Here is a 22,040-nt window from a genome sequence, read left to right on the forward strand (position 1 = left end):
CGAGTAACTGAGTTACTCGCCTTTTTCGTTTGACTCAGGTAAGCAGAGCCCAAGTTGAGTCACTTGATAGTCGTCTACTTGAGACACCACAAATTGTAACCCTTGCCATTCAAAGTGGTCACCCAATACAGCCTGCTCAGCCAAATGTTCTGCTGCCAACTCTTTAAGCGTTTTTACCTGATAGCCCTCTGGCAGCACCACACCATAAATGCAGGCTATGTCTCTCAGTAGCACATCAACATTAAAGAAGAAGTCACCAAAGAAACGACTCTGCTCTTCAGCCAAAGGTGCGGTACTAAATAGCTCACTCAACTGTGGGAGGTTTGCCTCTCGGCCAAGTACACATAACGTGTCACCAGCCTCAAGCACTGTACTGCCCGATGGATGCAGTAAGGTTTGCTTTCTAAACAGGGCGGCAATACGAGTTCCAGCCGGCATTGCTAGTTTGCGTAGAGGCTCACCAATACACCACTTTTCGGCTTCTAGGCGATAGACGTACAGCTCCCAGTCGCTGGTAGGAAAGATCTCAACGCCAGCACGAGAGACAGGCTCTGGCTGAGGAGGCAATTCGACTTTGGCTATCTTCGCTGCGCGAGTGAGGCTTGCGCCTTGTACCACCAGCGACACCATCACCACGAAGAACGCGATATTGAAATAAGTTTGTGCATTGGGTAAACCGGCCATCAAAGGGAACACAGCAAGGATGATAGGCACTGCGCCACGTAACCCTACCCAACTTAAGAACCAGCGCTCACGGCTTTGGTACTTACGAAACGGCAATAGGCTGAGCCACACCGCCAACGGCCTAGCAAACAAGATCATACCAAAGGCTAATGCCAATGCTGGCAATGCAATCTCAGTCAGATCTTTCGGGTTCACCAATAAGCCAAGTACAACGAACATGATGATTTGGCTAAACCAAGTCAGGCCATCCATGACATTCAAAATCGAATGGCGAGAGCGAGTCGGTAAATTACCCAGCAGTAAGCCGAACAGGTAGATACTTAAAATGCCACTACCACCAAAGGTATTAGACAGCGCGAACAATCCGACGCCAAAGCCGGTTACCAATATCGGGTATAGGCCTTCTGGCAGGCTGATTCGGTTAATCACCTGCAACGCCAACCAACCGCCACCAAGTCCGAGGGCAATACCTATCCCAAACTGAAGAGCAAAACTTAGGGCGACAAAGTCCATGCCTAAGCTCACGTCTGGGTTAGCTAATATTGCAATCAAGGTTACGGTGAGAAACACCGCCATCGGGTCATTAGTACCCGATTCGATTTCCAGTGTCGCACCAACGCGCTCGTTGATACTGCGGCCTTTAAGAAGCGAGAACACAGCAGCCGCATCGGTAGAGCCGACAATTGCACCTAATAGCAGGCCTTGCAGCAAACTCAGATCAAACAGCCACGTAGCCAACAATCCGGTAAACAGAGTGGTACAAAACACTCCTACCGTCGCTAAGGAAAAGGATGGCCAAAACGCTACTTTGAAACTTGCGACTCGAGTACGCAAACCGCCATCAAGCAGAATGATCGCCAGAGCAAGGTTACTTACGAGGTAAGTGGTGGAATAGCTGTCGAACTCAATACCACCAGGGCCATCTTGCCCTGCCATCATGCCGACAAATAAAAACATCAATAAGATAGGAACGCCAAGGCGCGAAGACAGTTGACTGAATAGAACACTAATAACAAGCAATAATGCCCCAGTAAGAAATAACCCGTTAATCATCTCTACAGTCAAATCGACACCTCCAAAACCCAAATAAAAAACCAATAAAATTCAATAACCTACCTTAGTGGTTATTATACATAATTTCCGCTAATGGCAGTAACAGCAAATTGTCAGCATATGCAAACAAACGGTGAATTAAAACTCGCAAAAATGAATATTCATTTAACACAGCGTATTAGACCTTTGGCTAATTTAACACACAGTTAACATCACAGTTTTCTATCAATAAGAGATAAACCTCTAATTTTTATTATCTTTTTGTTTTTGCTCACACGACTAAAGTTGAAAAGAATCCTTACTACACCCTTGCTATTGTAAATTGTGAAACATTTTGTTAACAACACAACATCGTAAGGAGACGGCAATGGCATTTGATAGTCAAGAACGCGCCAAGGCCTACTGGGACAAGAACGTCAAACTGATGATCAGTCTAATGGTGATTTGGTTTGTAGTGTCGTTCGGTTGCGGCATTCTATTTGTAGAAGAGCTCAACCAATTTCAACTAGGCGGTTACAAACTGGGTTTCTGGTTTGCTCAACAAGGCTCAATCTATGCCTTCCTAGGTATTATTTTCTACTACGCGTGGAAAATGCGCCAAATTGACCGTGAATTCGGCGTAGATGAGTAAGGAGTCACTCAGATGGATTTGAAAACAATCACCTACCTCGTAGTAGGTGCCACATTTATCCTCTATATCGGTATCGCCATTTGGGCGCGTGCTGGTTCAACCAAAGAGTTCTACGTTGCCGGTGGTGGTGTTAACCCTATCGCTAACGGTATGGCAACCGCAGCCGACTGGATGTCAGCCGCATCATTCATTTCGATGGCAGGCTTAATTGCCTTTATGGGTTACGGCGGTAGCGTATTCCTTATGGGCTGGACAGGTGGCTATGTACTACTTGCTCTGCTTCTAGCGCCTTACCTACGTAAGTTTGGTAAGTTCACAGTACCAGAGTTCGTGGGTGAGCGTTTTTACTCTAACACCGCACGTATCGTTGCTGTTGTGTGTCTTATCATTGCATCGGTCACCTACGTTATCGGTCAGATGAAAGGTGTTGGTGTTGCGTTTGGTCGCTTCTTAGAAGTGGATTACTCTACTGGTCTTCTAATCGGTATGTGTATCGTATTCATGTACGCCGTAATGGGTGGCATGAAAGGCATCACGTACACGCAGATTGCTCAATATTGCGTACTCATTTTAGCTTACACTATCCCTGCAATCTTTATCTCTCTGCAGCTAACAGGTCACCCGCTACCACAAATTGGTTTAGGTAGTACCATGGCCGGCACCGATGTCTATCTACTCGACCGGCTCGACCAGGTCGTCACCGAACTCGGCTTTAGTGAATACACCACTCAGGTTCGGGGTGACACACTCAACATGTTCGTTTACACCATGTCTCTAATGATTGGTACGGCGGGTCTACCTCACGTAATCATCCGCTTCTTTACTGTACCGAAAGTACGTGATGCTCGTACCTCTGCAGGTTGGGCGCTAGTGTTCATTGCAATTCTATACACAACTGCTCCTGCAGTATCTGCAATGGCTCGTCTAAACCTAATGGATACAGTTAACCCAGCACCAGGTCAGCACTTAGCTTACGACGAACGTCCTGACTGGTTTAAGAACTGGGAAAAAACAGGTCTACTTGGCTTTGACGACAAAAATGGTGATGGTCAGATCCAATACACTTCTAGCCCTGAAACGAACGAGCTAAAAGTTGACCGTGACATCATGGTACTGGCTAACCCTGAGATTGCGAAACTACCTAACTGGGTAATCGCACTTGTGGCAGCAGGTGGTCTTGCAGCAGCACTATCTACCGCAGCTGGCTTACTACTGGCAATCTCGTCGGCCATATCCCACGACTTAATCAAAGGGGTAATCAATCCGAACATCTCCGAGAAGAAAGAGCTGCTCGCCAGCCGGATATCCATGGCGGTCGCTATTGCAGTCGCGGGCTATCTCGGTCTCAATCCGCCTGGTTTCGCCGCAGGTACGGTAGCACTGGCATTTGGCTTGGCCGCATCCTCCATCTTCCCTGCGTTGATGATGGGTATCTTCAGCAAAGGTATCAATAAAGAAGGTGCGATTGCCGGTATGATCGCAGGTATCAGTATCACTCTGTTCTACGTATTCCAACACAAAGGCATTCTATTCGTTGCTGATTGGAAATACCTAGAAAGCTGGGGTAGCAACTGGTTCCTAGGCATTGAGCCAAACGCATTCGGTGCAATTGGTGCAGTATTTAACTTTATCGTGGCATTCGCAGTATCGAAAGTAACTGCAGAAACACCGCAAGAAGTAAAAGATTTGGTTGAACACGTACGTGTACCAGCTGGTGCTGGCGACGCGGTAGACCACTAAAATCTAACCCAAACCACAAAAGCCCCTTCGGGGGCTTTTTTATTCAGCGCAATGCTGTATTTTATTCAAGATAACAGTCAGTTACATAAAAAATTCAATTGTCAAACGCTCTATTATTTAGCAAACACCCAAGAACACCCCATATCGCAAGGAAGCTAATATGTTCAAAAACAAGCATTTCATCGTTGCTTTACTGGTCGCGCCAATTCTCTCTATTTTGGCTTATGTTGGTACCGACCTAGCACTGAGTGAAAAGCCTCATGCCGCCAAGAAAGGCGAAGCTTATAAGCTATTGAGCAAATCTAACTGCCGTTACACCAGCGGCTTGTGTGATATGGAAAATGGCGAATTCAAAGTGCAATTTCGCTCAGAAAGTTTGACTGATGAGCAGTTGGTTTTAAGCCTGAAAGCCAAGCTTCCTCTTCAAGGAATTAAAGTTTCCTTAGTTGATAGCCTAGACGCTCAATCCACACCTATCGATATGCAGCGCACCTCTGACGACGATTTAAACTGGACCGTCACACTACCAGCTCCAGTCTCTGATGAAAGCTGGCTAAGAGTCGCTATTCAAGCCGATGACACCTACTACTACGGCGATACTCAAACCCCATTTGTGGTGTATGAAACCTTGCTTGACCAAGAATAAGCGTCGCCTAGCATCTAGCGCCACTACTGGCGCACCCAAGCTAAAGACAAAAAATGGGAGCTCTAAGCTCCCATTTTGCATTATTTAGCCCCTGATTTAGGGCTCAACGTAGCTCACCACTTCTAGGCCAAATCCAGATAAAGCGTGATACTTTTTATCGGCTGAAGAGAGCAAGTTCATCTTACTGACCCCAAGATCAGCCAAAATCTGCGAACCGACACCGACTTGGCGTGATGTTTGATCTTTCTTATTCGGCTTAACGCTCACGCCAGTGTCGAGTGCTTGATAGTGCTTTACACGTGCGATCGCCGATTCTGATGACTCTTGCTGGCCTAATATCACCAATACACCGCCATCAGCACCAATCTTTTGCATGGATTTGTTCAGTGGCCAACTTTGCTTACTGTCACGAGTCGAAAACAGCACATCATTGAAGGTATCTTGCAAATGCACGCGTACATTGGTTGGTTCGCCATTTACGTCACCTTTACTCAATGCATAATGCACTTGGTTATCGACCGTGTCGCGATACGTGGTCATAGAGAACTCACCAAACTCCGTAGGCAGTTTGCACTCGGCAATACGTTCAATGGTGGTTTCTGTTGCATTGCGGTATTCAATCAGATCCGCAATCGTACCGAGTTTAATGCCATGTTTTTCGGCAAATACCTCCAGTTGAGGGCGTCTTGCCATCGTGCCATCTTCGTTAAGGATCTCTACGATCACCGATGCAGGTTCAACACCCGCGAGCTTTGCTAAATCACAGCCCGCTTCTGTGTGGCCTGCACGAACGAGTACTCCACCCTCTTTCGCCGCTAGTGGGAAGATATGGCCAGGAGTCACCAAATCAGTAGGCTTGGCACCTTGCGCGACAGCAGCTTGGACTGTAATAGCTCGGTCTTCTGCTGAAATGCCCGTTGTCACTCCTTGAGCCGCTTCGATAGAAACGGTAAAGGCTGTGGCCCACGGCTCCGTTGGGTTAGAAACCATCGGGAATAAGTTGAGCGATTCACAACGCTGCTTAGTCAGAGTTAAACAGATCAAACCTCGACCATGAGTAGCCATAAAGTTGATGTCTTGCGCGGTCACATGCTGCGCCGCCATCATGATGTCGCCTTCGTTTTCACGATCCTCATCATCCATTAGGATGACCATTTTACCTTGGCGATAATCTTCAATAATTTCTTCAATTGTACTAATTGGCATACGACCGCTCGCTTAGTCAGTGATAGTGTTAATGTGTTCAATGCATTGGCTCAGTACCGAGACAATGGTCTCCATACTTTCTGGTGACCGCCCACGAATAGGAAAAGAGTCCTTGCGACGATACATACGTAATGGTTTTTCAATGCTAAAAGGGATTTGTCGCGACGCCAAAGACTGCATAATCGGCTGATAGTTAATCACCCCTTCGCCCAACACTGGGAAGGTGAACTTGTCGTCATGCACTTGGACGTCTTTAACGTGGAAATGGCGGCAAAACGGCAGTGCTATCTGTGCTTCTTCACTCGGGCTTAGATTCGGCACTAATGACACTGAGTTACCAGGATCAAAATTCAAAGCCAGCGCCGAATTGTCCACTTCCGACAGAATTCTTACCCCATCATGCGCGCTCGCAAACGCGTTGAAGTTATGGTCGCCGCCATTTTCAATACAGATGACACAGCCTTTATCCTTGGCATATTCAGCCAATACTTTGAGGTTTTCGACAATGATGTGGCGATCGGCAATGGGACCAGTACAGGTATTTAAATAAGTCACGCCCAGCGCATGAGCGAAATCAATACGCATCATAAAATCTTCAATCGCTGACGGAGACGCTAAGTTCATCGTGCAGCCTAACGCTTGTGTGGTCAGTTGTTCTTTTTCTAGCAGAGACAACAAATATTGGGCATGGTTTTCAGAGAACATATCGCTGTCTAAGCTACCGACGTAGCCCTGATTGAAAGCGAACTCAACTTGGTTGACTCCCAAGTTTCGAATCGTTTTTAACGATGTTTTAAGGTCATGCCCGTCAAAAATAGCCGTATTGATGGCTAGTCTTTCTAATACATTCATAGTGTCCAACCTTTAGCAATTCTTTGTTTAAACCACCCACTGCTGCAACAAGACTTCCCAACCCAACAAAGAGATAAGCGAAAAACCGGTGGTAAATAGGATGACTCCAGCAGTAGCTTCTTTGGCGACTTGATAGCGCTCGGATAGCAAGTAGACATTCAACCCTGTCGGCAAGCTGGCCAAAATAACCAACACTTGGATTTCGATAACCGAGAGAGAGAACACATACTGTGCGCATAACAAGATAAACAGTGGAAATAGAAGAATCTTGATGGCCAGCAATAGGCCTATTTTTTCTTGAATCAGCGAGCGAAGAGAATAAAAGCTCAAGCTCGCGCCTAAGATGAATAAAATAATCGGTATAGCGGCCGCACCAATCATGGATAAACCATCAATTAACAGAGTCGGAAACTCAACACCCCACGCGTTAAGCAATAACCCAAACACGATGGCCAATAGGATCGGATCAGTTGCCACCTTTCGGTAGCTATAAAACCCCCGCTCCCCCGAGCGAATCATTAAGATATTTACCAGTGGTAAAACCAATAGTAGATTCGTCACAATCACACCCATCAACACTAAAGTGGCTTTGGGGCCATAAAGCGCCAGCACTAGCGGCCCACCCACCCCAACAGCGTTAGGATATAAAGCTGCGACAGCCTTGATATTGGACGAAGCCACCGTGTGATTACCTTGTGCGACGAGCCAAGCTTTCACTCCCCAGAAAACAGCGCCAAAACACACAATGTAAGTGGCGAATACCGACAATGATGGAAGGTTCTGCAGATCCGTTCGATATACCGATGAAAAAAACAAGCACGGTGCAAGATAAGTAAAAGCAAAGCTTCTCACCCAATCCACTCTGGGTTTGGAAATCGCAGCAATCAACTTGGCACACCCTAGTCCAAGAATGATCCAGCTCATTAACTTAACTTGCTCCATGCCTGACCCTAACTGCCGCTGCGTTCAGCGATACTCAGTAACTCTGAGTAGCCGTCTGCTTCCCATGCAGTTCGGCCCACAAACACACCGTCGATATCCGGCTGTTCGATTAAGCCACCAGCATTGGACAAGTTCACGCTACCGCCATACAGCAGAACCATGTTTTGAGAGACGTTTGCACCATAGAGTTCTGCTAGCGCTGAACGAATCGCTTGATGAATGGTTTGCGCTTCTTCTAGCGTTGCCGGTACGCCATGTTCACCTATCGCCCAAACAGGTTCATAGGCGATCACGACCTGCATTAACGACTCAACAGGAACGTCATACAATGCAATCTTCACTTGTCGAATGACAGATTCAGCCGATACGCCCCATTGCTTCTCTTGCGCAGTATCGCCAACGCACACCAGTGGAGTTAAGCCATGACGCAATGCAGCATGCACTTTCAAATTGACCGTTTCATCGGTCTCTCCAAACATAGCACGACGCTCAGAGTGGCCAATTTCGACAATCGAGGCACCACAGTCTTTCGCCATAAGAGGAGATACTTCTCCAGTGTAGGCCCCTTCATCCTGCCAACAAATATTCTGCACACCGACTCTAATCGGCTGTTCGCTGAGCAAACTGGACACCATTTGTAGGTAAGGGAAAGGAGGGATAACGAAAGGCTGGATGCGACTCGAGCAATGCTTCAATGACGGCAAGACAGCAGAAGCCCAAGCTTCTGCTGTTTGCGTATTTTTGTTCATTTTCCAGCTAGTGCCGACCCAAATCTTCTTCATGCGGTAACCTGCTCAGTCGCGTATTCATTCATGTACTGCAGAATAAACGCCATCGACATCGCACCTGGATCTGGATGCCCCAGCGAACGTTCGCCCAGTGTCTTCGCTTTACCTGTCGTTGCGATCATGTCTTTGGTTGCTTCCACACCTTGAGCCGCTGCTTCTGCAATAGCCGGTAACGTGCCGGTTAATGAACCAGACAGTTGTTCTGATTTCTCAACCGCAGCCACTAATGCATCGATCATGGTTTTATCACCCGGCTTAGCGCCACCACGGTCATAAACCCCTTGCAACCCACCAGCTAGGAACGTAGATAATGTAGCTGTATCCAGCTCTGTCGCACCTTTAATTGACTTCGCACCGCTGCGAAATAGCGTGCCGAAAATCGCACCGGACGCACCGCCCATAGTCGCCATCATCGTCGAGCCAATTTTCAACAGTAATTTACTGACATCTTCCGGCTGGTAATCGCTGTCTAAAAGCTCTGCAACCGCTTTGAAGCCGCGTTCCATACCAATGCCATGGTCACCATCACCAATCGCTTGGTCGTATTTGGTTAATACTGGCTCACTTGCAACCATCTTTTGAGCAACATAAGCCATCATGTTTTTCGCTGTTAATGCATCCATCTTTATTTCCTCAACGCAAATGATTCACAAGGTAGGTCAAATAATGTTTTTAGCTCGTCATCGAGCTTCATAAGAGTGATCGAGTAACCTGACATTTCTTGTGAGGTACAGTAGTTACCGACCAAGGTGTTATGTACTTTGATGCCACGCTCAGCCAACTTGACGTGAGCACGGCGGTTTGCAATCAGCAGCTCCATATAAGTCGAAGCGCCAAGGTTATTGACTAGCAAACAGACATCGTCACCTGATTGGTAAGGCAGGTCATCACACAGTTGGTCTATTAAGCGATCCACCACTTCATCCGCCGACGTCATTTTTTCGCGTGATACCCCCGGCTCACCATGTAGGCCCATACCGATTTCTAATTCGTCGTCTGGCAGCTCGAAGTTGAAGGTGTTGGTTTGTGGCACCGAGCCTGCCGATAGCGCTACACCAATGGAGCGGGTGTTGTCACGAGCACGCTCTGTTACCGCCACAATCTTGTCAAAGTCATCGTATTGCTCAGAAGCCGCGCCAGCGATCTTCAGCACATACAAATCACCCGCAGTGCCGCGGCGTTCTTGAATTTTGTCTAACGGTGCCGAAGCCACATCATCCCAAACACGAATAGTGTGAGTTTTGATGTCATCATCATCCGCAAGCTCTGCTGCGATATCGAAATTCATATTGTCGCCAGCGTAATTACCGTAAATGTAAATCACGCCTTTACCGTTATTGACCGCTTCCGTCGTTTGTAAAATCACGTTAGGCGCAGGCGCTGCAAAGATATCGCCAAGTGCCGCAGCATCCGCCAAACCCGGGCCAACATAACCCGCAAACAAAGGCTCATGTCCTGCACCACCACCTGTGACAATCGCCACTTTGCCCGATGGGAAGTCTGTGCGCATCGCTGCGGTAATCCCCGGTAATGCTTCCAATTTTCCATTCATTGCCGAGAGCAAACCATCGAACTGCTCCTGAGCGACATTCATAGGGTCATTAATTAATTTTTTTGGTGTTCTCATCGTCTTCCCTGCCCTATTACTGATTGTTTGCTTGGTAACTAGATGCCATACGAACGGTAAGCTTGAGTGCATTTTCCATCGCTGGGGTCGACGCGACATTCTTGCCGTAGATATCAAATGCGCTGCCGTGGTTTGCTGTTGCAATCGGAATTGGGATCCCGCCCTGAACAGTCACACCGCGATCAAAGCCCATCATCTTCAGTGCGGTTGCACCTTGATCGTGATACATGGATACAATCGAGTTCATGTTCTCTTTCTCCACCACCCACATCGTGGTATCACCAGGGAAAGGCCCAAACGCTTGAATGCCTTTCTGCTTAGCTTTTTCAATCGCTGGTGTAATGACGGTGATTTCTTCATCCCCAAACAGGCCACCTTCACCGCCATGTGGGTTAAGGGCTTGTACCGCAATACGAGGCTGCTCAAAGCCTGCTGATTTCAAGGTCGTGTTCATCAATTCGATGGTTTCCAGCACTGAATCTACCGTCAGATTCTCAACCACATTTTTGAATGGGATGTGCGAAGTCACGCGGCCAGCCCAGATATCATCAACCACATTCACTTCACAACCAAAGCCATGGAAGTCGGTCAATTCTGCAAACCATGACAGTTCATCACGATGGGCAAGCCCAGCCATGCTCATCGCTTGCTTGTTCAATGGTGCGAAACAGATGCCATGAGTTTTGTGCGCTAACGTCAGGTCAACAGCAATCTTCAGTGTTTCCAGAACATAAGTACCACCTTGCGGCGTGGCTTGGCCGTATTCAATGGCATCCGCGTGAGAGCTTGAGAAGCTCAACAATACCGGCTTACCCGGCTGGAAATCAGCTTGTTCAAAGTTGTCGACCACATCGTAATCAAATGACACTTGCGCGATGTCCATGCCTTTGCGCAGTTCATACTCATCGGCAATGATCAGAATGTTCGCTTGTTGGCGGTTTGCTTCCTCAGCCAATACTTTTACTGCCACTTCAGGACCGATACCTGAAGGGTCGCCGAGAACAAGTGCAATAGTAGGTTTAGTCATTTCTCAAATCCTTGAAGTTATTTATACATGTAGTCAACAAAGCCAACAGACAGTGCTGGAACGTAGGTCGCAAGCATTAACACTGCGAACAGCACACCAATAAATAGAATGTTCACTTTAGTCACTTGCCAAATGTCACGCTTCGCTATCGAACATGCAGTGATCAGCACACTCGCAACCGGAGGCGTCTGCTGACCAATCGAGATGTTAAGCGCAAGCATGATGCCGAAGTGAATTGGGTCGATACCCAGCTCATGAATCAGCGGTAATACGATTGGCACGGTTAAGATGATCGCTGCCGCACCGTGTAGGAACACGCCAACAACCAGTAACATTAGGTTCAGCATCATCAGCACAACGTATTTGTTTTCTGAGATGCTAAGAATGCCTGCAGCCATTGCTTGTGGTACTTCTTGCTCAGTTAGGAACAGGCCAAGCACCGCTGACGTCGCGACTAAAAGCATCACAACTGAGGTGCCCGTAACACCTTCCATCATCGCTTTGTAAAACAGCTTTAGGTTCATTTCACGGTAGATGAAGACACTGATAACAATCGCAAGTAGTACCGCAATACCCGCAGCTTCTGTAGCGGTCATAAAGCCAGAAAGAATGCCACCTAAAATGGCGAATGGCAGGGTCAGAGCCCAGAACGCATCTTTAAATGCCACCCACAATTTGCGTAAGCTGAACGACTCTTCACGAGGTAAATCGTATTTCACGGCGTAGTAGTAACAGACTGCAAACATACCCGCCGCACCCAGTAGACCAGAGATGATGCCGGCAACGAACAGCTGCGAGATCGATACATCCGCCATCGCGCCGTAAATAATCATAGGTAGAGAAGGTGGAATGATAACGGCGAGTGAAGCTGAAAAAGACGTGACTGCCGCAGAGAAACTGCCCGAGTAACCACGCTTTTTCATTGCAGGAATCAAGATCGAGCCCAGCGCTGCAACGTCGGCTACTGCTGAACCCGAGATCTCAGCGAAGATCATCGATACACCCACGTTAACCATTGAAAGGCCACCGCGAACAAAACCCACAATCGCGTTAACAAAGTTAATCAAACGCAGCGAGATACCACCGGTATTCATCAATGCACCAGCAAAAACAAACAGTGGAATAGACAACAGGGTAAATTTCGAGCCGCCTTCAAACATCGCCAATGCTGCGTTATAGATTGCATCGACCCCCGATGTCGCTACCATACCAACCAGAGCTACAGCACCAATGGCGATACCAATTGGCACGTTGATCATTACCAAGCCGATTAAACAAAATAGTACAACTAGCGCGCTCATTTCACTGCCTCCATGGCTTCAGCCATATCTTTTTTCGCATCCTTGATGGCTTCTCTGATCTCTTCGTTTTCTTGGTTAGAGCCAAGGCGAACCCACGCCCACGCTTTAGGGAAAGAGCACAGTTGCGCCACAATAAACAGCACTGCACCAATTGGTAATGCTGATTGCGCAAAGGCTAAAGGGATAAAATCGAGACTGGTTAGTGTCTCGTCACCGAAGATTTGTAAGATGTAGTAGCTGGCCCAGGCAATCACTGCAAAGAACGCAATGACGATGAATTCACTCAATAGGAAAATGGCTTTGCGCATACCCAGCGGCATATTGGCCACCAACCCGCCAAAGCCCATATGTGAGCGCTTTAACGCACACAAAGCCGATCCATAGAAGGTCAGCCAAGCTAAAAGAATGGCCGACACTTCGTCGTACCAATAAAGAGAAGCGCCGCTAAATCGTGAAAAAACAGCGACAATAATAATGGTGCTTAATGCGATGAGAATCGTCATCGAAATCGCGATCAGCACTTTTTCTAGAATATTTGAAATTGTATTTATGCTAGCTAAAAAAGACATCGTAAGCCCTCGCAACAAGTGACAGCTAGACTGCGCCTGCCGGCGCAGTCCTTAGAGATAAACGTTAGGGCGTTTTACCTTAGTTACTTGCCGCCATAACTTTGTCTAACATCACCTCGCCGTTGTTTACGTTTTTCACGAAGTCATCGTAGATTGGCTGACTTGCGCTAACAAAGGCATCGCGGTTTGCAACGTTAAGCTTCATACCACCAGCAACCAGTTTATCTTTTAGCTCGGTCTCAAGTTTTGTCGCTTCTTGATAACCCCATTGCTGCGCTTGCTTCGCTGAACTTTCTAAAACTGCGCGTACATCATCTGGGAACTTACCGTAGTGGCGCGCGCCCGCAGTTAGGTACGCTGGCGTGTACACGTGGTTTGTCACACTTAGGTAACCCTGTACTTCATGCAGTTTTGCCGCATAAATGTTGGTGTATGGGTTTTCTTGCCCATCGATAACACCAGTTTGTAAACCAATAAATACTTCACTAAAGCTCATTGGTGTTGGGTTAGCACCCCAGTTTTTGAACATTTTCACGCGCCAAGAGCTGTTCGGCGTGCGAACTTTCAAGCCTTGCAAATCTTCTGGTGTATTGATTGGGCGTTTCGCGTTAGTAATGTTACGGAAGCCGTTTTCCCAAAAGCCGATAACTTTGTAGCCTTTCTTCTCAGCGGCAGGCGCGATATATGGCCAGAATACGTCTTGCTCAATCTTGGCAACGTGTTCACGGTCAGACACAAGGAATGGCAGTTCAAACAGAGCCATTTCTGATACGTGAGTTGGCAGTGTTGATGTTAGTAGCGCCAAATCCACCGTGCCCAATTTCAGTTTTTGCTGAACATCTTTGTCTTTACCTAATTGAGCTGCACCGAAGAACTTCAGGTTGTAATCAATGCCTTGTTTCTTAAACTCTTCGTTAGCAACTTCGGTGAAGTATTGAGTTGTGTTGTACTGAAGTGAGCCGACTTGAGCACTGGTTGCCACTTTCAGGTCTTTTGCAAATGCGCTAGTCGATAGTAGGGTTGTGATTGCAACTGCAGTAAGCGTTAGTTTGGTATTTTTCATTTTTATTTCCACGTTATTCCATTAAACATTGAATCTAAATTAACTAATAAACTCTTTCTCTATCTCCTTGATTCTATTTACCTTTGGAGTAGATGGACCATCAGAAAACTCAGAATCCAACCAAGTATCCAAAATCGACTTAGCTAACTCATGACCGATGACTCGTGCTCCCATTGTGATAATTTGAGCATCGTTACTTTTACGCGCTCGCTCTGCTGAAAAAGTATCGTGGCAAAGAGCAGCTCGAATACCCGGTACTTTGTTCGCAACTATTGAGACGCCAATCCCCGTACCACAGAGAATAATTCCGCGTTGATGTTTACCTTCACTGACAGCAACACTGACTGTCTTTGCTATGTCTGGGTAAAGCTCTGCATTTTGTGGATCGACTCCATAATCAACAAATTCAATACCTTTCGAAGCCAAGTGCGATTTCAGACACTCTTTCAATTCAATCGCCGCATCATCACAACCTATCGCTATCATGTTTCCTCCTGCTCATATGACCACGAAAGTTACAAATGATATTGAACTCTTACACAGATAAATAACATATGAACATTTACCAAGTGGGATTTCGATCACTAATTAACTACATTTTGATAACAATTGCGTGATCACTATAGCGCTGGATATTTAAATTTATAATTATGTGATCCGTAACAATTAATTTTATCAAAAACAAATAAAATCCAATAAGAACAACATCATAAACAAATAAAAGCCTAACTATAGTACGCCAAAAGTAGAGCTTAAACTCTATTTTTAACTATAAAACACTCAGTAATCATTCACTAAATTCATGTGTACATAACAATTAACTTTTGATCTGGCCATATCGTGTTCTTTTGTTTTGCATAATGAACATATGAATTGTAATCTGAACAAATGAACAGCCATTAATACTTTAATAAGGACGTGTACCATGGATGAATTAGGCTTCGCACTCGCACAAGTAACCGAGAATGCCGCTTTAGCTGGCTACCAGTGGCTTGGTAGAGGAGATAAAGAGAAAGCAGACGCCGCTGCTGTAGAAGCAATGCGCTTACAACTCAATCGAACTCAGGTCGACGCAACCATTGTGATTGGCGAGGGAGAAATCGATGAAGCGCCAATGCTATATATAGGAGAGCAACTCGGACTGGGTGGTGTTGAGATTGATATCGCAGTCGACCCTATCGAAGGTACGCGTATGACAGCCATGGGACAATCCAATGCGCTCGCCGTACTCGCAGCAGCAAAAAAAGGCACACTGCTGCAAGCCCCAGACATGTATATGGAAAAGCTCGTTGTCGGCCCTCAAGCAACACACGCCATTGACTTAACACTCGATTTAACAGACAACCTGAAAAATATCGCCCAAGCGCTCAACAAACCGATTAATGAACTGGTAGTGGCGACGCTCGCAAAGCCGAGACATAACCAAGCCATTGAACAGATGCAAAGCCTTGGCGTAAAGGTGTACGCCTTCCCAGATGGAGATGTCGCGGCGTCATTACTCACTTGTTTGGAGGAGAGCGAAGTTGATGTGATGTACTGTATTGGTGGCGCTCCAGAAGGCGTCGTCAGTGCCGCTGTGATCCGAGCGATGGGCGGAAATATGCAAGCGCGCTTGCTGCTACGCGATCAAGTCAAAGGAAAAGACCAACACACCATCGCGTTAGCTAAAGTAGAGATTCAGCGCTGCGCGGAAATGAACGTTACCCCCAATACCGTTCTACCACTGAACCAACTGGCAAAAAGTTCCGAAGTGATCTTCGCGGCAACCGGAATCACTAAAGGCGACGTACTTAACGGTGTTCAAAAGCAAGGCCAATCACTAACTACCGAGACTCTACTTGTACAAGGCAAGTCAAAAAAGATTAGAATGGTTAAATCCACTCATGATTCACGCCTGCTAGATAGTGAACTTGAGTCAGCCGCGAAATAAGCAAGAGCCGCATTAAGCGGCCATTTCACAAGGAACAGCATGGAACTGAATAATATAGAACAGACCGAAGAGACTAACCTACTCACTGAAATCTCTGTTGCGTATTACCAAGACGGTGCCACTCAGGAAGAGATTTCAAAAAGATTCGGCTTATCTCGCGTCAAAATTGGTCGCTTATTAAAGCGCGCAAGAGACCAAGGCATTGTCGAAATTAAGGTCAAGTACCACCCTGTATTTGGTGCCAAGCTGGAAGAACAGCTTAAAGAACGTTTTGGCCTCAAGCGTGCACTGATCGCTCTTGACCAACCAACCGAAGACGAACAGCGAGCACTACTCGCCGGAGTGGTATCGACATACCTATCCGCGACTCTCAAAGACGGTATGGTCGTGTCGGTTGGCCAAGGTCGAAATGTTTCTGCTGTATCAGAGCATACCGGTATTGTGAATCCTAAGAAGTGTACCTTTGTGTCAAGTATCGGCGGGATTCACCCACGCGGCGGTATCCTCAATGCTGACCATATTTCTCGTCGATTCGCTAAGACCTTCGACGGGGTGAGTGAGACTCTGTATGCACCAGCGTATATCCGTAACCCAGAGTTACGTAGCGCGCTACTGGAAGATGAAACGGTACAGCAAACCATGGACATTGCTCGTAAAGCAGATGTCGCATTGGTTGGTATCGGTGATTTGAACGAAAGTAGCTATATGGTCAACCTAGGTTGGTTCTCAGTACAAGAAATGGTTGAGGCCCGTATTCAGCAAGGCGTTGTCGGGGAAGTTGGCGGTTATGACTTCTACGACATCAAAGGGGAAGTTCAAGACACTAAAATGAGTAACCGTGTCATTGGTTTAACCATTGCTGATTACCAGAAGATCCCTCAGGTTATCGCTATAGCCGCAGAAAGCAGCAAGCCATTGTCGATTGTCGGCGCACTGCGCACAGGAGCCATTGATATTCTTGCCACCAGTGTTGCCAATGCCATTACTATTCTCAATTTGGATGCTCAAAAGTAACCCAGCATTAATTGCGTGCAGACACCGAATGCAAACAGCGCCCTCTCCTATTTGGAGAGGGCGCTGTTATTTATATCGAACCAGTCTTTAGCCTAGCCCACCCGGTTCAATACTGCTCTCAACTTTAGAGGCTTAACCGGTTTAGGCATAAAGCTAAAGCCATTCGACTTGATCCCATCGAGCATATCATCGGTACGGTCAGCACTGATGATCACACCAATAAAGCTATCACCTAACCTCAAGCGGCACTGCTGTAATACCTCCAAACCCGTGCGGCCATTATTGAGACGATAGTCAGAGAAAATCACATCAGGTACCCACTGTTCATCGAGCGCTTTCATACTCTGTACTAGGTCTTCGGCTAGCTTCACCTCACATCCCCAACGAGCGAGCAGCGTTTCCATGCCCACCAGAATTTCTGGCTCATTATCCACACACAATACTTTAATGTGGCTGAGATCCGAGGCGGCAGGTACCGCTGCTTCTTTAGGTTGTACACTCGCCACATCAGCTTTATTTAACGTTAACGAGAATACACTGCCTTTTTCTGGCCATGAACGCATCGAGATTTGATGCCCCAACACGTGAGCAATACCTTTTGATATTGCTAGCCCCAAACCTAACCCTTGATCAGAACGTACTTGGCTACCTCGGTTAAATTCTTCAAAGATTTCCTGTTGCTTGTCTTGGTCAATGCCGACACCGTTATCCCAAACGTCAATTCGCACCTTGCCCGCAACTCGGCGGACCCCAAGCACAACTTTCCCCTTCGGGTTGTAACGGAAGGCATTAGTTAGGAAGTTTTGCACCACTCGGCGCAGCAACTTGGGATCGGACTGCACGATCAGCGAAGATGGAATCATTTCAAATTGGATCTGCTGCTGTTTGGCCAACGCACTAAATTCAGCATTTAGGTTGGTTAGAACATCTTTGATCGCGAAGTTGTGAACATTGACGTCCAGTTTGCCCGATTCCAATCGGGAGATATCAAGTAAGTCTCCAATCAAATCTTCCGCCGCACCAAGCGCACTTTCTATATGAGCCGACAGTTGTTTAGTTTCTTTATCTGGTGCCACTTCCGACAACGATGAGGCGAACAAACGGGCAGCATTAAGCGGCTGCATTAAGTCGTGGCTCACCGCCGCCAAAAAGCGCGACTTAGACTGCGACTCATGCTCTGAGCGCTGAGTCGCACTGACCAACTGTTTGTTGAGTTGCTCTAGTTCGCGGGTTCTTTCCAATACCCGCTCCTCCAAAGTTTCATTGGTTTCTTTCAGAGCTTGTTCCGCATCCCTGAACACGGTGATATCCGTAAAACTCATCACAAACCCACCGCCCGGCATCGGGTTACCTTGCACCTCAATGACTCGACCATCAGGGCGAACGCGCGACGAAGTATGTCGAGTGCCCTGCTCTAAGTGGAAAATCCGTCGGCGGACGTGATCTTCAGGATCACCTGGACCACACAGCCCTTGCTCAGCATTATGGCGAATCACATCAGCAATCGGCCTACCCACTTGAATCAAACCAGCAGGGAATTCAAACAGCTCAAGATAGCGCTGGTTCCACGCCACCAACCTGAGCTGCTTGTCGACTACCGCGATACCCTGTCCAATATGCTCAATCGCTCCTTGCAGTAATCCGCGACTAAAGTCATACAACTCGGACGCTTCATCAACGATAGTCGCCACTTCTTCGAGCTGCATATTCCGCCCTTGCAGGGCAGAAGTCAGAACCAACTTGGCGGAAGACGCACCGAACACCCCCGCGAGAACACGCTCAGTATGTCGAATTAAGCTGGCTGGCGCTTGTTGGTTGGGCAACAACGTATTGTGTTGCTGCTGCCAATATTGGCTAAATGCACTGCGAACTCGGGTCCGGCCGACAAAGCGAGATGCCAGCATTTCCAATTCACCGACTGTCACGCGGCTTTGGTACAAGCTCATGTTCTCACTTTCCGGCAGCGGCGTGCCAACAAACGAAGCCGACTGTAATCGCTCACTCAAGCTTGAGCGGGTTAGCAAAGAAATCACGACATAACAGAGAGTGTTACTGAGCACGCTAAGAACGATACCCCAGTCAGAACTACGTATCCCAGCATCGCTAAATAGTTCAGGCGGCGTAATCAGCCACAGTAGCAAGTTGTTGCTGGCATCGCCCGCCAAAATGCCGGTTTGGCTCATCAAGGTGATCAACCAGATACTAAACCCGACCGCGAGGCCAACGTAAACACCTTTGCGGTTACCTTGACGCCAGTACATGCCACCAATCAAAGCGGGTGCAAACTGGGTGATAGCAGCAAAAGAAAGGAAACCGATCGCGGAAAGCGAGTGAATGCTGTCGAGTGCTTGATAAAAACCCCATGCCCCCAGTAACAGCAATAAAATTAACCCGCGGCGAATGACCAACAGCAACCCAGAGAAGTGGCGATGATTGCGTTGGGTTAAACGCATGCGTCTTAGCAGCAGCGGCATCACTAAATCATTGGATACCATGATGGCTAGCGCAATGGTCGAGACAATCACCATTCCGCTGGCCGCAGAGGTGCCGCCTAAAAAGGCTAAGAGGGCGATGTTTTCTGCCCCTACTGACATCGGCACACTGATGACATAAGTATCTGCTGGACTGGTGGTCAACAGGCTCTGCCCTACCCATGCAATCGGCAAAACGAAGATCCCCATCGCAATCAAATACAGTGGGAACAACCAACGTGCAGTATGAAGATCTTGAGCTCGTTCATTTTCCACCACCATTGTGTGGAACTGGCGCGGTAAGCAGACGATCGCCATCATGGTCAATGCGGTGTGAATCAACAAGGTAGGAATGTTAGGCGATTGGTAAGTTTGAGCCGCTGTGGCGGCTAAATCTATAGTATCCACTTCCCAGGCTAGGTAGATGATAAAGAAACCGACCGCCAGAAACGCCACCAGTTTAACAATCGATTCGAACGCAATCGCCATCATCATGCCACGGTGGTGCTCAGTATTGTCGATGTGCCTAGTACCAAACAGCATGGTGAATATTGCTAGCATGCCGACCACAAACCAAGATACATGAGTATCTTGGTAGCCGAGCTGTTCACCCAATTTAGGGGCAACAATCTCAAGCCCCATGGTGATACCACGTAGCTGAAGCGCGATATAAGGAAGAATGCCAGCCACCGCAATTAGGGTCACCACCACAGCTAACCCTTGGGACTTACCGTATCGGGCGGCTATAAAGTCGGCAATGGAAGTAATGTGTTCACGCTTAGCAATCAGAATCAAACGGGCGAGAACCCGCCAGCCCAAGGTGAAAACCAGAATCGGCGCAATGTAGATCGGCAGAAATGACCAAGGGTTATTGCTCGCTTGCCCTACCGTGCCGTAAAAGGTCCAAGAGGTACAATACACTGCAATCGATAAGCTATAGATCCAAGGTCGCCAGCGCGCTAGCCACTTTGTCTGCCTGTCTCCATACCACGCAATCAAAAACAGTATGCCTAAATAGGCCAACGAGACAGGAACGACGATCCACCCTTGCATTAGATATCCCTTTCTAATTCAACAAAAAAGCCCCTCCATATAGGAGAGGCTTCATTTAACTACGTATTGTGGCTCAGGCAAAGGACACAACCCATACAGAAGTTAATTCTGTGGATTAGCCTCCGATTTCACCGCTGAGCCATCTACAATGCGCGCTTTATTCGGTTCTAGCTTAATGAACAGAGCCAAAAGTCCCATAACCGCCATCGCCCAGAATACATTCGCTCCCCAGTTCTCGTAGCCCCAGCCACTTAACGTGGTCATCAATGCGATAAATGCTCCAAGCGGAATCGCATTGTAAAGTGCTTGCAGCGCGACCATTTTATGCGACTCAGAACTTTGAATGTATTGAATTGCCGCGATATGCGCCATCGCAAACGTCACGCCATGCAGCAATTGAATCATTACTAGCGCTGCAATGGCTGTTGTGGAAGCAGTTAGCCCCCAGCGTGCCATCACACCGATCGCTGCCGCGACAAACAAGGCACGCAGCGACCAACCCGAGAACAAACGTTTACTTAGCGCAAAGACGGCAACTTCTGCCACCACACCTAGGCTCCAAAGATAACCGATAATGTCTTCAGAGTAGCCTGCCCCCTTCCAATAGATCGAGCTGAAACTGTAGTATGCCGCATGGCTACCTTGGATAAGCGCAACCAAAGCTAAGAATTTTACCACCGGCCATTCACGCAGAAGTTTCGACAATTTAGGCCTTTCTGCTTCATCTTGCTGCTCAGTAACTGGCATTGGATTAGTGTTACGCATTCCCACTAACAGCGAGAACAACACGCCCGCCATCGCGGTATACAAGATCATGTTGGCGCCATACTGTGCGACCAAAAAGCCCACCACGGTAGAACCACCAATAAATGCAATCGAGCCCCAAAGTCGAGTGCGCCCGTAGTCGAGCATTTTTAAACGCGCGTAGTAATTGGCCATCGCATCAGAAAGCGGAACGATTGGCCCGCAGCACAGATTAAATAGCACTGTCGCGAGCGCCATCATCCAGAAACTTCCGCCAGTAAAGAAGTGAAAGCCGACAAACAGTAACGCCGCAAAACTCAGCCAACGCAGTGCGGGCATTAAGTGTTCAACTCGATGAATGCGCGGAGTCAGAACCATATTCGCCACACAGCGAGTTGCAAAACCTATCCCGACCAGTACACCAATATCGGTAGCAGACACACCCTGCTCTTCAAACCACAGCGCCCAAAAAGGCAAATAGACACCATAAGCAAAAAAGAAGCCTACGAAATACTGGGATATCCAGCCATAAGGAGAAGGGTTAAGCATCTGGCACACCTAAAGTGATTTGATATGGAACAAGCGGCGCTATTATGCGGCTAGCGAACCAATAGAAAAAGGGTATAAAAGCAAAGCATCTATTTCCCTATTGAGTTCTAACACAATCATGACGTAACCAGTGCGGTACCCCTATTCCCA

At 47.5% G+C, this 22,040-nt stretch carries 19 protein-coding genes; 5 read left to right on the top strand and 14 right to left on the bottom strand.

Annotated elements, in window-relative coordinates:
• Positions 1–12 precede the first annotated feature (12 nt).
• Positions 13–1,737 carry a potassium/proton antiporter gene (locus ACXABW_RS13885; protein WP_457525031.1) on the bottom strand — a complete coding sequence of 575 codons (1,725 nt, stop codon included), beginning with the start codon at positions 1,735–1,737 and terminating at the stop codon, positions 13–15.
• A gap of 367 nt (positions 1,738–2,104) precedes the next feature.
• Between ACXABW_RS13885 and ACXABW_RS13890 the strand changes: the two genes are divergently transcribed.
• The 3 genes from ACXABW_RS13890 to ACXABW_RS13900 all read left to right on the top strand — a co-directional run bounded on the left by ACXABW_RS13890 (position 2,105) and on the right by ACXABW_RS13900 (position 4,754).
• Positions 2,105–2,368 (top strand): DUF4212 domain-containing protein, encoded by a 264-nt coding sequence (locus ACXABW_RS13890; protein WP_252028578.1) that lies wholly within the window; start codon positions 2,105–2,107, stop codon positions 2,366–2,368.
• A gap of 12 nt (positions 2,369–2,380) precedes the next feature.
• Positions 2,381–4,108: a sodium:solute symporter family protein gene (locus tag ACXABW_RS13895; protein WP_252028580.1), complete on the top strand. Its 1,728-nt coding sequence runs from the start codon at positions 2,381–2,383 to the stop codon at positions 4,106–4,108.
• A 160-nt stretch (positions 4,109–4,268) separates the two neighbouring features.
• Positions 4,269–4,754 (top strand): hypothetical protein, encoded by a 486-nt coding sequence (locus tag ACXABW_RS13900; protein WP_265687375.1) that lies wholly within the window; start codon positions 4,269–4,271, stop codon positions 4,752–4,754.
• Between the two features lie 96 nt (positions 4,755–4,850).
• Here the strand turns inward: ACXABW_RS13900 and ribB are convergent, their stop codons facing one another.
• The 11 genes from ribB to rpiB all read right to left on the bottom strand — a co-directional run bounded on the left by ribB (position 4,851) and on the right by rpiB (position 14,615).
• Positions 4,851–5,960 (bottom strand): 3,4-dihydroxy-2-butanone-4-phosphate synthase, encoded by a 1,110-nt coding sequence (ribB, locus tag ACXABW_RS13905; RefSeq protein ID WP_252028584.1) that lies wholly within the window; start codon positions 5,958–5,960, stop codon positions 4,851–4,853.
• Between the two features lie 12 nt (positions 5,961–5,972).
• Positions 5,973–6,812, bottom strand: a complete 840-nt coding sequence (locus ACXABW_RS13910) for a sugar phosphate isomerase/epimerase family protein (protein ID WP_265687377.1) — start codon at positions 6,810–6,812, stop codon at positions 5,973–5,975.
• Between the two features lie 27 nt (positions 6,813–6,839).
• Positions 6,840–7,754: an AEC family transporter gene (locus tag ACXABW_RS13915; RefSeq protein WP_457523174.1), complete on the bottom strand. Its 915-nt coding sequence runs from the start codon at positions 7,752–7,754 to the stop codon at positions 6,840–6,842.
• 8 nt (positions 7,755–7,762) lie between these two features.
• The gene (locus ACXABW_RS13920; RefSeq protein ID WP_457523176.1) at positions 7,763–8,536 is read right to left on the bottom strand and encodes a triose-phosphate isomerase; all 774 of its coding nucleotides are present in this window, start codon (positions 8,534–8,536) and stop codon (positions 7,763–7,765) included.
• Positions 8,533–9,165, bottom strand: coding sequence for a dihydroxyacetone kinase subunit DhaL (gene dhaL / locus ACXABW_RS13925; RefSeq protein WP_457523178.1), 633 nt, complete (start codon positions 9,163–9,165; stop codon positions 8,533–8,535). Before dhaL ends, ACXABW_RS13920 begins: the two co-directional genes overlap by 4 nt.
• 2 nt (positions 9,166–9,167) lie before the next feature.
• Positions 9,168–10,169 carry a dihydroxyacetone kinase subunit DhaK gene (locus ACXABW_RS13930; RefSeq protein ID WP_457523180.1) on the bottom strand — a complete coding sequence of 334 codons (1,002 nt, stop codon included), beginning with the start codon at positions 10,167–10,169 and terminating at the stop codon, positions 9,168–9,170.
• Positions 10,170–10,185: 16 nt separating this feature from the next.
• Positions 10,186–11,196: a 4-hydroxythreonine-4-phosphate dehydrogenase PdxA gene (locus tag ACXABW_RS13935; protein WP_265687309.1), complete on the bottom strand. Its 1,011-nt coding sequence runs from the start codon at positions 11,194–11,196 to the stop codon at positions 10,186–10,188.
• Positions 11,197–11,213: 17 nt separating this feature from the next.
• Entirely contained in the window at positions 11,214–12,497 is a 1,284-nt protein-coding gene (locus ACXABW_RS13940) for a TRAP transporter large permease (protein WP_457523181.1), read from the bottom strand.
• The gene (locus tag ACXABW_RS13945; protein WP_252028594.1) at positions 12,494–13,066 is read right to left on the bottom strand and encodes a TRAP transporter small permease; all 573 of its coding nucleotides are present in this window, start codon (positions 13,064–13,066) and stop codon (positions 12,494–12,496) included. The genes ACXABW_RS13940 and ACXABW_RS13945 overlap by 4 nt, the downstream gene beginning before the upstream one ends.
• A 79-nt stretch (positions 13,067–13,145) precedes the next feature.
• Positions 13,146–14,129 (bottom strand): TRAP transporter substrate-binding protein, encoded by a 984-nt coding sequence (locus tag ACXABW_RS13950; RefSeq protein ID WP_252028596.1) that lies wholly within the window; start codon positions 14,127–14,129, stop codon positions 13,146–13,148.
• 39 nt (positions 14,130–14,168) lie between these two features.
• Positions 14,169–14,615 carry a ribose 5-phosphate isomerase B gene (rpiB, locus tag ACXABW_RS13955; RefSeq protein WP_252028598.1) on the bottom strand — a complete coding sequence of 149 codons (447 nt, stop codon included), beginning with the start codon at positions 14,613–14,615 and terminating at the stop codon, positions 14,169–14,171.
• Between the two features lie 439 nt (positions 14,616–15,054).
• Between rpiB and glpX the strand changes: the two genes are divergently transcribed.
• Positions 15,055–16,059 carry a class II fructose-bisphosphatase gene (glpX, locus tag ACXABW_RS13960; RefSeq protein ID WP_457523184.1) on the top strand — a complete coding sequence of 335 codons (1,005 nt, stop codon included), beginning with the start codon at positions 15,055–15,057 and terminating at the stop codon, positions 16,057–16,059.
• A gap of 39 nt (positions 16,060–16,098) precedes the next feature.
• A complete protein-coding gene (locus ACXABW_RS13965) occupies positions 16,099–17,073 on the top strand; it encodes a sugar-binding transcriptional regulator (RefSeq protein ID WP_252028603.1) in 975 nt (324 codons plus the stop codon).
• 92 nt (positions 17,074–17,165) lie between these two features.
• On the opposite strand, the gene ACXABW_RS13970 is transcribed toward ACXABW_RS13965, so the two are convergent.
• Positions 17,166–20,597, bottom strand: coding sequence for a hybrid sensor histidine kinase/response regulator (locus ACXABW_RS13970; protein ID WP_457523185.1), 3,432 nt, complete (start codon positions 20,595–20,597; stop codon positions 17,166–17,168).
• A gap of 102 nt (positions 20,598–20,699) precedes the next feature.
• A complete protein-coding gene (locus tag ACXABW_RS13975; RefSeq protein WP_457523186.1) occupies positions 20,700–21,890 on the bottom strand; it encodes a 3-phenylpropionate MFS transporter in 1,191 nt (396 codons plus the stop codon).
• Positions 21,891–22,040: the final 150 nt, after the last annotated feature.

This window comes from Vibrio paucivorans (genome assembly GCF_054053395.1).

Excerpts from the sequence above, each read along its gene's own strand:
- ACXABW_RS13885 (WP_457525031.1), bottom strand. The coding sequence starts at position 1,737 with ATGATTAACGGGTTATTTCTTACTGGGGCATTATTGCTTGTTATTAGT.
- ACXABW_RS13890 (WP_252028578.1), top strand. The coding sequence starts at position 2,105 with ATGGCATTTGATAGTCAAGAACGCGCCAAGGCCTACTGGGACAAGAAC.
- ACXABW_RS13895 (WP_252028580.1), top strand. The coding sequence starts at position 2,381 with ATGGATTTGAAAACAATCACCTACCTCGTAGTAGGTGCCACATTTATC.
- ACXABW_RS13900 (WP_265687375.1), top strand. The coding sequence starts at position 4,269 with ATGTTCAAAAACAAGCATTTCATCGTTGCTTTACTGGTCGCGCCAATT.
- ribB (WP_252028584.1), bottom strand. The coding sequence starts at position 5,960 with ATGCCAATTAGTACAATTGAAGAAATTATTGAAGATTATCGCCAAGGT.
- ACXABW_RS13910 (WP_265687377.1), bottom strand. The coding sequence starts at position 6,812 with ATGAATGTATTAGAAAGACTAGCCATCAATACGGCTATTTTTGACGGG.
- ACXABW_RS13915 (WP_457523174.1), bottom strand. The coding sequence starts at position 7,754 with ATGGAGCAAGTTAAGTTAATGAGCTGGATCATTCTTGGACTAGGGTGT.
- ACXABW_RS13920 (WP_457523176.1), bottom strand. The coding sequence starts at position 8,536 with ATGAAGAAGATTTGGGTCGGCACTAGCTGGAAAATGAACAAAAATACG.
- dhaL (WP_457523178.1), bottom strand. The coding sequence starts at position 9,165 with ATGGATGCATTAACAGCGAAAAACATGATGGCTTATGTTGCTCAAAAG.
- ACXABW_RS13930 (WP_457523180.1), bottom strand. The coding sequence starts at position 10,169 with ATGAGAACACCAAAAAAATTAATTAATGACCCTATGAATGTCGCTCAG.
- ACXABW_RS13935 (WP_265687309.1), bottom strand. The coding sequence starts at position 11,196 with ATGACTAAACCTACTATTGCACTTGTTCTCGGCGACCCTTCAGGTATC.
- ACXABW_RS13940 (WP_457523181.1), bottom strand. The coding sequence starts at position 12,497 with ATGAGCGCGCTAGTTGTACTATTTTGTTTAATCGGCTTGGTAATGATC.
- ACXABW_RS13945 (WP_252028594.1), bottom strand. The coding sequence starts at position 13,066 with ATGTCTTTTTTAGCTAGCATAAATACAATTTCAAATATTCTAGAAAAA.
- ACXABW_RS13950 (WP_252028596.1), bottom strand. The coding sequence starts at position 14,129 with ATGAAAAATACCAAACTAACGCTTACTGCAGTTGCAATCACAACCCTA.
- rpiB (WP_252028598.1), bottom strand. The coding sequence starts at position 14,615 with ATGATAGCGATAGGTTGTGATGATGCGGCGATTGAATTGAAAGAGTGT.
- glpX (WP_457523184.1), top strand. The coding sequence starts at position 15,055 with ATGGATGAATTAGGCTTCGCACTCGCACAAGTAACCGAGAATGCCGCT.
- ACXABW_RS13965 (WP_252028603.1), top strand. The coding sequence starts at position 16,099 with ATGGAACTGAATAATATAGAACAGACCGAAGAGACTAACCTACTCACT.
- ACXABW_RS13970 (WP_457523185.1), bottom strand. The coding sequence starts at position 20,597 with ATGCAAGGGTGGATCGTCGTTCCTGTCTCGTTGGCCTATTTAGGCATA.
- ACXABW_RS13975 (WP_457523186.1), bottom strand. The coding sequence starts at position 21,890 with ATGCTTAACCCTTCTCCTTATGGCTGGATATCCCAGTATTTCGTAGGC.